Raw genomic sequence first — 11,764 nt, 5'->3', positions numbered from 1 at the left:
CTTGTATCGGTATTCATTGGTGTGCTTATATTCTGCTTTAATATCGTGATCGGTAAGATGAGCGGGTTGGTAGCAAGCGGCGCCTTTATATTCATGTCATATTTTTCAATCTATGCCGGTACTCTAAACTTTGGTCCTAAAATCTATTATTTTTCACCGTATAGCTGGGCCAGCATGAACTATCTGAACTGGAAGTATACAGGTGAGATTCCTTCGCCGACTTATGCGGTGTTCTGTCTGCTGGGAGCGATATTATTTATGAGCATAGTTTCGGTAATAGTGTTTTGTAAAAAAGATATAAATATACAGGAATGGGGGGCTTGATGTGGCGGAGTATATGGTAGAGGTTTTGGATGCTGTAAAAAAGTTTAAAGAGACGGTGGCGCTGAATCATGTGACGGTCAAATTTGAAACCGGCAAGATCCACGGGATAATCGGGCGCAACGGTTCGGGGAAGACCGTGCTTTTCAAATGCATCTGCGGGTTTATGCAATTAACTTCCGGCAGCATTTTGATAGACGGTCGTCCCGTGAGGCCAGGAGCAGCTCAAGAGATCGGCATCATTGTTGAAGACCCAGGCTTTATCGGCTCACTAAGCGGATACAAAAACCTTAAGCTGCTGGCATCCATACGGCGGAAGATATCGGATGCAGAGATTCGTGAAGCTCTTGAGCGCGTGGGGCTTGATCCCAACCTCAAAAAGCATGTCAGCAAATACTCTTTGGGAATGAGGCACCGGCTAGGAATTGCACAGGCCATAATGGAGAGGCCAAAGCTGCTAATTCTGGATGAGCCGATGAACGGCCTTGATAAGCAGGGCGTTTTAGAAATCCGCGAGGTGCTCAAGGAATTAAATAGGGAAGGAGCTACCATTATATTGTCATCACATTATGCCGAGGACATAGAGGCGCTGTGCGATACCGTTTATGAGATGGACGGAGGTGTTTTGACACGCATTAGCTGACGGATATTATATTGATTGCGAGTAAAGTTTTAAAAATTTAATAAAAGTAAATAGCCTGAAAAACGGGGAAAAAAGTATTGCAGAGGCCGCTACAAAATTTATGTGCGCTCTTTGCTGCTTATTTCATATATATGCGGCATATATTTGTAGGGGATAATATTAGAAAAACTTATTTATTTTTTAAATTAGCTGCTTGCCCTCAGCATGATCCTGTCTTCATCGAATTTCCTCTGGGCAGCCTGTTCAAACATACCCACCAGTTCATTTACGGTGAGCGACGATTTATCCGAACCTTTTATATCCAGTACAATTTGCCCTTTATCCATCATTATAAGTCGGTTACCCATTTTAATGGCATGCTCCATGTTATGTGTGATCATGAGCGTGGTTATACCTTTCTGGAGGACGATTTTTTCGGTCAGGTTGTTTATCAGGCGGGCAGTGGACGGATCCAGTGCAGCAGTATGCTCATCCAAAAGAAGCAGCTTGGGCTTGACCATGGTGGCAATAATTAAGGTCAGGGCCTGCCGCTGCCCTCCTGAAAGCAATTTTACCTTATAATTCAAACGGTTTTCTAAACCCAAGCCGGTTTCGGCCAATTTCTGCCTGAATTCTTCCCTGAGTTTATTGTTAAGGCCCCATTGTAAAGTGCGGCGCGAACTTCGACAGTAGGCGATGGCTAAATTCTCCTCTATCGTCATGGATGGAGCGGTACCCTTCATGGGGTCCTGGAAAACTCTGCCTATAAACCTGGCTCTTTCATGTTCGGGTACCCTGGTGATATCCCTTCCATCCAGCAATATGGTTCCCTTATCAACTGGGTATACGCCTGCTATGACGTTCAAAAGAGTGGATTTTCCTGCGCCGTTGCTGCCGATTATAGAAATAAAATCGCCTTCATCAACTTTGAGGTTAATATCGCGCAGCACTACATTCTCGTTAACAGTACCCGCGTTGAAGATTTTCGTTACCCCTTTAAGCTCTAGCATGATAACCTCCTTCCCATTAAAACCCGTACAAAGCAAAACATCACGGTTCCAGCTTCAATTGGAGACAGTTGATGAGGTACTTCAGAGCAAATTCCTGATCTTTGGCGTGCTGAGGGCTATTATCACCAGTACTGTGGTGAGCAGCTTTAAATCGGTTGCTGCAAAGCCTAGCCTCAATGCAATGCCGATGCTCAATCTGTAGATAAAAGATCCCATCAAGGTGGCAAAAGTCGCCATACAAATGCTTCTTTCTCCTAGCATCATCTCACCTATGATTACCGAAGCCAAACCGGCAACAATGGTGCCTATACCCATACCTATATCGGCAAACCCCTGATATTGTGCTACAAGTGCACCTGACAGCGCTATCAACCCATTTGATAGGGATAAGCCGAGTATTTTCATGGTATCGGTGTTTATTCCGTTGGCTCGAGCCATTTCAGGGTTATCGCCCGTTGCCCTCAAGGCAAAACCGATCTGGGTCTTCAAAAAGCAATCCAGCAAAACCTTTATCAGAAATGCCGTAATTATAAACAATGCCAGAAATACCCATCTGTGCGGCACTCCCCATTCTTCGATATACGTAAATATGGTCCTGGCGTTCAGGAGCGTGACATTTGCCCGGCCCATGATGCGCAGGTTTATGGAATAAAGCGCTGTCATGGTCAGTATACCAGAAAGCAGTCCGGTTATCTTTCCCCGCGTGTTAAGTAAGCCTGTAATGCAGCCAGCAGCCATGCCGGCTGCTGCAGCCAAAAACAGCGCTAAAAAAGGATTGCCGCCATTAAAAATCATGATGGAAGCCACCGCCGCGCCAAGCGGAAAGCTCCCATCTACCGTTAGATCAGGGAAGTCAAGTACTTTAAACGTAATATAGACTCCCAGCGCCATTATGCCAAAAACAAGCCCTTGTTCCAGGGCTGTAATCAGACCAAACAATCAAACCACCTCGTAATCATTTTATAACCTCGTTGGCATTATCCAGTATATCCTTGGGTATGGTCAGGCCAATGGTTTCAGCCGCTTTTTGGTTAATTATAAGAGTGACAGTTTTAGCCCCTTCTATAGGTATATCCTGGGGTTTTTTGCCTTTTATAATCTCTACGGCTATTCGGCCGGTTTGTTTGCCCAGCTCTTTATAATCTATACCTTTTGTAGCAACGGCCCCTGCTTCTACCTGGCCTCGTTCGGAGCCTATGACCGGTATTTTGTGATCATTTGCAACCTTTATAACCGCTCCTATGGAGGAGACTATAGTGTTGTCAGTGGGAACGTAAATGGCATCCACTCTTCCCATCAGCGATTGAGTGGCCTGGCTGACTTCGTTGCTGTTGGTTACTGTTGCTTCTACTATAGTCAAACCATACTCTGCAGCAGCCTGTTTTGCTATGTCCACCTGGATCTTTGAATTTATTTCACCGGCATTGTATAATATACCGACTTTTTTGGCATTTGGTACCAGGTCCTTTATCAATTTAATCTGCTCGGCCACAGGGTTCATATCGGTTGTTCCGGTTACATTGCCACCGGGTTTTTCAAGGCTTTCAGCCAAGCCCGCTGATACCGGATCTGTCACTGCCGTAATCAATATAGGTATATCCTTGGTTACGTTGGCCGCCGCCTGTGCCGCGGATGTAGCTATGGCAAGTATCATATCCACTTTTTCATCGACGAATTTACGGGCTATGGTCTGTGCATTGGTTATATCGTTCTGCGCATTTTGAAAGTCGATTTTGATGTTCTTGCCATCCTCATAGCCGGCTTCCTTGAGAGCTTCGATAAAGCCTTCGCGGGCGCTATCCAAGGCAGGGTGCTCCACCAGCTGGGATATACCTATTTTTATTATTTTGTTTGAAGATGTGGTCGTGCTACATGCCGTAAAGATGGTCGATAGGAGCATTATAGTTAAAAGGAAAGCAAAAGCTTTTTTTGGCACAAAAAATCCCTCCTTTTTTGTATTGACGGAGGGAAAGCATGAACGTATTCTCTTTCCCTACCGTGCTACCATACTACTTGTCACTTATAATAGCACATTGCCTTTCTAAAATCAAGGAAGTTCTACGTACCGCGATAAATTTTTGGCGAATCACAGAAAAAGTCATATAAAATATGCTAGAATATATTTGGGTTTAAGGAGAGTCGATGTGGCCAAGAGGAAAATAGAGTAAGGGAGAGGATGTTGTTTGATGCCAAGGAAATCTAAGGTTACTGCAACTTGGATAAGAGTAATGTACATCTTCATACTGTTTTTGGTGTTTGTGATAGCCAGGCTATCCGGCGAAAAAATAGTCGAAGGGCCTGAAAGGGAAATTGTTGCTGAAGATAGCCAAGCTATCTCGCATGACCTGGCGGTACATTTTATCGATGTTGGGCAGGCCGACTGCATTTTGGTAACCATCAAAGATGCCGCAATGCTGATAGACGCTGGGAACAACGAGGACAGCCAGCTAGTTGTTGATTACATAAAAGGGAGAGGAATAACAACGCTGGATTATGTCATTGCTACCCATCCCCATGAAGACCACATCGGTGGGATGGATGCCGTTATAAACGGTTTTGAGGTGAAAAACATAATAATGCCCAGGGCAGAGAGCACCACAAAAACCTTCGAAGATGTGCTGGAAGCAATTTCAAACAAGGGGCTAAAGATTACTCCTGCGGTGCCCGGTACAGAATATTCACTTGGGGAAGCCAAGTTTACTATACTTGCCCCTAACAGCGAAGCTTATGAAGACACCAATGATTATTCCGTGGTTATAAAGTTGCAGTACGGCGCCACATCATTCTTGTTTACAGGGGATGCCGGCTTTGAGTCAGAGAATGAAATGCTTGAAAAAGGGTATGATTTAAGGACGGACCTGCTAAAAGTGGCACATCATGGAAGCAAGTATTCTACTTCGATGAAATTTTTGGAAGCCGTGCAGCCTAAAATAGCAGTGATATCGGTTGGAGAGGATAATGATTACGGGCATCCGGCACCTGAAACGCTACAGAGGCTCAGGCAGGCAGGTGCCAAGATATACAGGACCGATGAATCGGGCACCATAATCGCAACCAGCGATGGAAAGGCAATTGAAATGCTCAATCCATAAGGAGGGCTTTGGCAATGAAGAAAGTTATAATTGACAGATTTGAAGGCGATTTTGCGGTTTGCGAAGATGAAGACAGGAAAATGATTAATATTGAGAAATCAAGGCTGCCCGAGGATGCAAAGGAAGGAACTGTACTCATAATCATGGGAGATAAAGAAGATGACATTAAAGTAGATTACGCTGAAACCGAAGCAAGAAAAAGCAGAATAAAGAGGATGATGGATTCACTATTCAATTGATTTCTCGTGAGCCGGGTTGCCTTTTTTGATTAAAGATAAAAACAACAGCATCAAAGGGATGACTATCTGGAACGGTATGGAATAGTAGAGCCATATATTTTCAGCCCAATCAAACATTTCGAATATATTTTCATACACCCATATAGAAAGCACAACGCAAAACGTGGCCACCGCTGTGGTGAATTTCCTGTAGTCGTTGGCTCCAATGAGCTGATTCAAACCGTTTACAGCAGCGTACATGCAAATCACAACCTTTATACTTCCACCTATTATCAGGTTTACATTAAAAAGCGGCTCTAGGTTTATACCTGGAATGAGCACAGAAGTCAGGTGAGGTACAAAGGTCGCTTGATATATAAGGTGGCTTCCAAGTACAGTTATATCCCTGAAAAAAATAAAGAGAAACAGCCCAGTGGCCGATAATGCCGATAAAGTCGAAACTTTTTTCAGATTCTCTCTCTTGTTTAAATGTGGAAATATCATCAGAAATACGATGGTCTCCCCAAATGGAAAGGTAAGCAAGTTTAAACTTGCTTTTATTACAGGGCTTATCCCGTTTTCTAGCACAGGAAGAAATGCGGTAAAATCGTGGACGGTTAGAATCCCCAAGCTGATAATAACGACTATAACTGGCACAAACGGCACCAAGATTTCGCTTGCCCTTCCTATGACCTCTACGCCGCTGTTTACAGCGTACATAACTACAAGGGCAAAAACAGCGATGATAACCTCCAAGGGTGTTTTGGGATATGTGGTTGTTAGCATGAACGAACCAAAGTTTCTAAACACCAGAGAAGCCAAATGTATAAAGTACCATATATATAGTATTGCAATTATATTCCCTATAACCTTTCCAAATCGATCTCTCAAAATTTCCACCAGTGTCTTCGAGGGATTTAATAACGCGATTGAGGCATATACTGCGAGCAGCAGTGTACCAACTGCTCCGCCTATAAGTATGGCCATCCACCCATCGTTTTTTGCACCCGTTGCTGGATTTAAAATCAGCGTGCTTCCAAATAGAAAACCTGTTATGAGTAGAAATAATTGTAAGCTGGATATTCTGGCTTTTTCCATTACTTTATCACCCCCGTCATTTTTAATATCCGCTCTATCCATTGTGAAGGGTTGGTAGGCCTTTTTCCTATCGCCAAAAACAATCCTATGGCAAGGCTTAATGCCATAATGATAATATTAACAATAAACACTTTTGCTGGTTCTTTTTTTCTTATAAATCGCCGAAAGTCATACAATCCCAGAATAGTAAAAATTATTAATATTATTAGGATGTTGCTATTCATCTTTCATCATTGGACTTTTTATGAGTCCCGCACGCCTTATTTTTGCCTCCACCTTGATATCAGCTGGCAGCCTGCTGAAGATATCGTTCCACTCGTCCATTACCTTTTCCCAGTAATGTGGATGATATTTGTGCACTACTGTGCCGAACCCAAATATGTCACTAGAGTAATCCTTTTGTGCTTTATTCAGCGCCATAACGATTTCTTTCTTAACCTCTTGGCTTAAAATTTTTTCTAATTTATATATATCCCCGGGAGTATCAAGCGTTTCTTTTCCTGTGTATTCTGCTATATTTCCTTCTAGGCTAACTTGAATAGACAGTTTAGCTGGTTCACCATTTTTGAATTCTACATCTAGTTTTCCGCTCGAATTTGATACCTCTATGGACATCTTGCCATTGGTTACCGGAATATTGACAATGGTGCTTTTTACTTTATCTGTTGCAAACAAATATCCCCTTGTTTGGTATTGGTCCAGCCATCCAACCAGTTTCCCATCCCTGAAGACGGCTGTGCCTTCTGTTTTAACTGTTTTTTCGTTCACCTTCGTTATTTGACCAATGGTAACCTGCCTGCATTTGTTTTTTATGTCCTTAAACAAATTTATTAACATTGTCCGCTTTACCTTTGCCCTTATAGCCGTGTTTTCTATTGTCCCCTTTATGTACATTGCTGGAATAGCCTCCATGTCAGGCTGTACTTTCAAAATTTGTTCAGGAGTTACATCCTTTGCCACCAGTACATCTGTTAGATACTCTGATTGATAATCCCTGTGGAGAAAGTCCAGTGCTTCATTGATACCATCTTTGCAAAACCTCTCTCCTAAGATTAAAACCTGGTTTGTGCTTAAAAACAGCCTTTTATCTACTATTGACTTCATGCTTATTAAGGCATCGGAAATGGTTTCACCTTTATAAGACTCAACAAATACCGGTTTGGGCTGCGCTGATCCTCCTCCCCCTTGGCCTGAAGATGTCGATTGCAAGGCGGCCGGCTCCACCACCTGCACGGTTACAATGACTTTTCCATCTTCGGCTTTGTCTATTCCCATAGCAGTTACTATGTTGATATCTGCTAAATCCACGTTGTCCCAGCATCCGGTCAGCAGTACGGACAGCATGAGTACAATCGCCAGTTTTTTAATCTTCACTTATTTTGTCCACCTCCTGGCGCTTTATTCCTACAGTACCTCTTGTATCCTCCTGAAACAGTATCTTTGGCCGGGTTATCATTGCCCATATTGGCACCATAATGAGCGAATCCTTAAGATCGGTAGCTGTAAGCGGAGAAAAGGGTGCCATATAGGGGATGCCGAAGGAGCGCAGCCTGCACAGGTGTATGATAACAGTTACTGCCACTAAAGATATTCCCAGGAAACCTAAAAAATTGGCGGCTATTAAAAAAGCAAAGCGCAGCAGCATGGTGGCTCTAATGAGCGGTGGAACAACGAAGCTGCATATGGCGGTTATGGCAACAATGATCACCATAAGGTTGCTGGCAATTCCTGCATTAACCGATGCCTCGCCCAGCACGATAGCCCCTACTATGCTGAGCGCTTGCCCTATCGGCCTGGGCATGCGCACTCCGGCCTCGCGCAAGAGCTCAAAAGCCGTTATCATCAATATAGCCTCTACAAAAGGCGAAAAGGGAATTCCCTGCCGTGAAGCAGCCAGCGTAATTATAAGTTTAAAGGGTATTACTGTGTGGTGGAAGCTGACCAGTGCTACGTACATCGCTGGCAGTAAATTGGATATAAGCAGTGCAAGGAACCGCAGCACTCTCATGAATGACGCAAAAAAAGCATGGTCGTAGTAATCATCTGACGTCTGGATAGATTCTATAAAAAGATGAGGTACTGTAATGACATAGGGAGTGCCATCGCACAGTATTGCCACCCTGCCTTCAAGCAGCTTTGCTACCAGCTTGTCGCATTTTTCGCTGTTTCCCACAACGGGGAAAAGGGTTAGCCGGTTGTCGGTTATGTACTGTTCTATATACCCCGTATCGAGGATGGCGTCACCTCTAATCTTTTTAACCCTCTTTCGTACTTCCTTGACGATTTCTTCATTTGCAATTCCCTTGATGTAGCATATGCAGACATCGGTTTTGGTCTGAATGCCTAGCTGCATCATCTCGAATTTCAGGTTGGGGGTTTTAATCCTTTTGCGAATGAGGACCATATTTGTAGCAAGATTTTCAACAAAGCCTTCCCTTGGGCCCCTTATGGAAACCTCCGTGTCGGGTTCCTCAACCTGCCTGCCCTGTGGGGCTTTAACCCCCACAACCAGCGCACTTTTGCTTCCATCCACAAAAAGCACCGCATCACCTGATACGATTTTGTATACCGCCTGCTGCAGGCTTTCAACTTCTCTAACTTCATTATTGCTTATAATGCATTCTTTTATAAGTTGATATACACGTTTTGCTTTGTCCTGCCTTTCTGCACTCGAGAAATAGTCAAGTATGGGACGAACTACATCCTGATTTAGTATTTTTTTATCTACAAATCCTTCAATATATGAGACCAGTATTCGAACGCTACCATCCTCCCCGCACACTATCTCCCTTTGGATATAATCGCTGCATTCGGAAAAAATCTCATTAAGCCTTTCTTTTACTCTTTCGATATTCCGCGGCAGAGGCTCATCTATGCCCGTATATATTGTATCAATGTTGTCTTGCTGGCTTCCCACTCTCAAACGCCTTTTTATTTTTCTAAACATATCCACATCACCCTTCTTGTAGTATAACCTGTCAATTGGAAATGCATACGTAAGTATCAGGAGCAGCCAAATGGCAGGTTGCAATGGCGTAGCTTGTCACAGCCGTAAATAGTTTTGTATTGTCTTTATCTAAAAGGTGTTGTATTATTTTACTATGAAGCTATGTCTGGGGAGGTATTAAATTAGCTGTGTATTATATAGGCATTGATTTGGGAGGGACCAATATAGCCGTGGGACTGGTGGATGAAGAGGGGAAAATCATCCACAAAGACAGCGTTCCCACTTTAAGCGAGAGGGAATACCCTGAAATCATTAAGGATATGGCCATGCTTTCGCTGAAAGTGATTGAGGACTCGGGCGTTTCTTTGAAGGAGGTAAAATCTATAGGCATAGGGAGTCCGGGGACGCCCAACACTCGGGAAGGTATACTGGTTTATGCCAACAATCTTAAATTCAGAAACGTTCCTATGCGGGCCGAAATGCAGAAGTACATAGATCTTCCTGTCTACCTTGATAACGATGCCAATGTGGCAGCTCTTGCCGAAAGCGTGGCGGGGGCTTGCAAAGGCGCCAGGCATTCAGTGACCATTACGCTGGGTACGGGTGTGGGTAGCGGCGTTGTAATAGATGGCAAGGTTTACAATGGGTTTAACAATGCCGCTGCCGAGATGGGACACATGGTGATTGTGGTAGATGGTGAGCCGTGTACCTGCGGGAGAAGGGGATGCTGGGAGGCCTATGCATCGGCCACTGCTTTGATACGCCAAACGAAAAGAGCAGCCGCTGCCAATCCTGATTCCTTGATAAATAAGCTCGTTGATGGGGATCTGTCAAGGATAAATGCTAAAGTCCCTTTTGATGCTGCAAAGCAGGGGGACAGGGTTGGATTGCAGATTGTCGAAGAGTATATAAAATACCTTGCCGAGGGCCTAGCCAACGTGATAAATATATTCCAACCCGAGATCATAGCCATAGGCGGGGGAATTTCCAAAGAAGGAGAATATCTGCTGGCGCCCCTCAGGAAGTTGGTGATGGAAAGGGTGTATACCGTTGAGGGGGTACCTCAGACCAGGATAGTTGCCGCGCAGCTAGGCAACGATGCGGGCATAGTAGGTGCAGCAATGCTGGGAAAGATGTACTGACGGATTTAAATGCGGTACTGCTGTCAAGACAAGAGATATGGAGGGGAGCATTTTAATACGAGATGTTCTCCTCTTTTTTATTGTGGATAGACAAGATTCGTATTTGATGATATCATTTAACTGATAATTGCCTAACGGTAGATGCTAATTTCTCTTTATAGGAAGGAAATAAAGCGGGCAATGTTTCTAAATGTGGAGGGAAGCTAATGGTACATGCTTTTGAAATGAATGGATTTTACATTGCCGTAGACGTCAATACTGGAAGCATACACAGCCTTGACAGAATTACATATGAAATCCTTAAGGCGTTTCCGTATGATTTTTCGGCGGATAAGGCAATCCAGATGTTTGGAGAAAAATTTGGCGTTGAGGAGGTTAAAGAAGCTTGTCATGAGATTGAGCAGCTGATCGAACAGGGGATGCTATACAGCCCCGATTTGGACCAACCCCTTCTCATGCAGCAAATTGAAAATAAGAGCGGATTGAAAGCGCTGTGCCTTCATGTAGCCCATGACTGCAATCTAACCTGTGAGTATTGCTTTGCCTCTAAGGGGAGTTACTGCTCCGAAAGGAGGCTAATGCCTGAAGAGGTGGCATTTAAGGCTCTGGAATACCTTGCTCAAAATTCCGGAGACAGAAAGAATATAGAGGTGGACTTTTTTGGCGGTGAACCGCTGATCAACTTTGAAGTGATAAAAAGAGCTGTAGATTACGGCAAAGAGCTGGAAAAGCGCTACAACAAGAAGTTTTATTTTACCATAACCACCAATGGCACTCTGCTTGATGAAGAAAAGATCGATTACATCAATGAATACATGGACAACGTGGTTATAAGCCTGGATGGCAGGAAGAACATCCACGATGCCATGAGGTATTACAGAAATGGAAAGGGAAGCTATGACGAAATTGTGGATGCTGCCAGGAATTTGGTAAGCAGAAGGGGCAATAAGAGCTATTACATCCGCGGGACCTTTACCAATAGAAATTTGGATTTTTCCGAGGATGTCTTCCATATAGCAGAGTTGGGCTTCGAAGAGATATCCATTGAACCGGTGGTTGGCGGCGGTCAGCCATTTCACATTACCGACGAGCACATACCTATCATCCTTGACCAGTATGAAAGGTTGGCCAAAAGGATACTGGACTATATAAAGGCCGGGAACAAGCTTAAGTTTTACCATTTTAACATCAACCTTTATGGTGGGCCCTGCATTCAAAGGCGGCTTGTGGCCTGCGGCGCAGGCTTTGAATACCTTGCAGTATCGCCTGAAGGGCATTTCTACCCCTGCCATCAATTTGTTGGGCAGCCGCAGT

At 44.0% G+C, this 11,764-nt stretch carries 12 protein-coding genes; 6 read left to right on the top strand and 6 right to left on the bottom strand.

Annotated elements, in window-relative coordinates:
• On the top strand, positions 1-324 hold a 324-nt coding region (locus FWJ59_RS05155), incomplete at its 5' end, for a hypothetical protein (RefSeq protein WP_414480914.1).
• 1 nt (position 325) lies between these two features.
• Positions 326-964, top strand: coding sequence for an ABC transporter ATP-binding protein (locus FWJ59_RS05150; RefSeq protein WP_025747620.1), 639 nt, complete (start codon positions 326-328; stop codon positions 962-964).
• A 185-nt stretch (positions 965-1,149) separates the two neighbouring features.
• Here the strand turns inward: FWJ59_RS05150 and FWJ59_RS05145 are convergent, their stop codons facing one another.
• The 3 genes from FWJ59_RS05145 to FWJ59_RS05135 all read right to left on the bottom strand — a co-directional run bounded on the left by FWJ59_RS05145 (position 1,150) and on the right by FWJ59_RS05135 (position 3,853).
• Positions 1,150-1,953 carry an ABC transporter ATP-binding protein gene (locus tag FWJ59_RS05145; RefSeq protein ID WP_414480913.1) on the bottom strand — a complete coding sequence of 268 codons (804 nt, stop codon included), beginning with the start codon at positions 1,951-1,953 and terminating at the stop codon, positions 1,150-1,152.
• 81 nt (positions 1,954-2,034) lie between these two features.
• Positions 2,035-2,892 carry an ABC transporter permease gene (locus FWJ59_RS05140; RefSeq protein WP_414480912.1) on the bottom strand — a complete coding sequence of 286 codons (858 nt, stop codon included), beginning with the start codon at positions 2,890-2,892 and terminating at the stop codon, positions 2,035-2,037.
• A gap of 16 nt (positions 2,893-2,908) precedes the next feature.
• The gene (locus FWJ59_RS05135) at positions 2,909-3,853 is read right to left on the bottom strand and encodes an ABC transporter substrate-binding protein (protein WP_414480915.1); all 945 of its coding nucleotides are present in this window, start codon (positions 3,851-3,853) and stop codon (positions 2,909-2,911) included.
• Between the two features lie 286 nt (positions 3,854-4,139).
• On the opposite strand from FWJ59_RS05135, the gene FWJ59_RS05130 reads away from it, so the two are divergent.
• Together FWJ59_RS05130 and FWJ59_RS05125 are read left to right on the top strand one after the other, a co-directional pair.
• Entirely contained in the window at positions 4,140-5,045 is a 906-nt protein-coding gene (locus tag FWJ59_RS05130) for a ComEC/Rec2 family competence protein (RefSeq protein WP_414480911.1), read from the top strand.
• 14 nt (positions 5,046-5,059) lie between these two features.
• The gene (locus tag FWJ59_RS05125) at positions 5,060-5,284 is read left to right on the top strand and encodes a DUF3006 domain-containing protein (RefSeq protein WP_414480910.1); all 225 of its coding nucleotides are present in this window, start codon (positions 5,060-5,062) and stop codon (positions 5,282-5,284) included.
• Here the strand turns inward: FWJ59_RS05125 and FWJ59_RS05120 are convergent.
• The 3 genes from FWJ59_RS05120 to FWJ59_RS05110 all read right to left on the bottom strand — a co-directional run bounded on the left by FWJ59_RS05120 (position 5,273) and on the right by FWJ59_RS05110 (position 9,308).
• Positions 5,273-6,403: a GerAB/ArcD/ProY family transporter gene (locus FWJ59_RS05120; RefSeq protein WP_414480909.1), complete on the bottom strand. Its 1,131-nt coding sequence runs from the start codon at positions 6,401-6,403 to the stop codon at positions 5,273-5,275. The two genes, FWJ59_RS05125 and FWJ59_RS05120, sit on opposite strands and share 12 nt — an antisense overlap.
• Before the next feature lie 174 nt (positions 6,404-6,577).
• The gene (locus FWJ59_RS05115; protein WP_414480908.1) at positions 6,578-7,735 is read right to left on the bottom strand and encodes a Ger(x)C family spore germination protein; all 1,158 of its coding nucleotides are present in this window, start codon (positions 7,733-7,735) and stop codon (positions 6,578-6,580) included.
• Positions 7,725-9,308 carry a spore germination protein gene (locus FWJ59_RS05110; protein WP_414480907.1) on the bottom strand — a complete coding sequence of 528 codons (1,584 nt, stop codon included), beginning with the start codon at positions 9,306-9,308 and terminating at the stop codon, positions 7,725-7,727. The genes FWJ59_RS05115 and FWJ59_RS05110 overlap by 11 nt, the downstream gene beginning before the upstream one ends.
• A 188-nt stretch (positions 9,309-9,496) precedes the next feature.
• Here FWJ59_RS05110 and FWJ59_RS05105 point away from each other — a divergent pair, with 188 nt between their 5' ends.
• Complete coding sequence (locus tag FWJ59_RS05105; RefSeq protein ID WP_414480906.1) at positions 9,497-10,450, top strand: ROK family protein; 954 nt, start codon at positions 9,497-9,499, stop codon at positions 10,448-10,450.
• A gap of 206 nt (positions 10,451-10,656) precedes the next feature.
• Positions 10,657-11,764 (top strand): thioether cross-link-forming SCIFF peptide maturase (gene scfB, locus FWJ59_RS05100; protein ID WP_414480905.1); only part of this gene is annotated, 1,108 nt, incomplete at its 3' end.

Source organism: Caldicoprobacter sp. (assembly GCF_047459465.1).
Classification (GTDB): domain Bacteria; phylum Bacillota; class Clostridia; order Caldicoprobacterales; family Caldicoprobacteraceae; genus Caldicoprobacter.
This window is presented reverse-complemented; position numbering and strand designations above follow the sequence as displayed.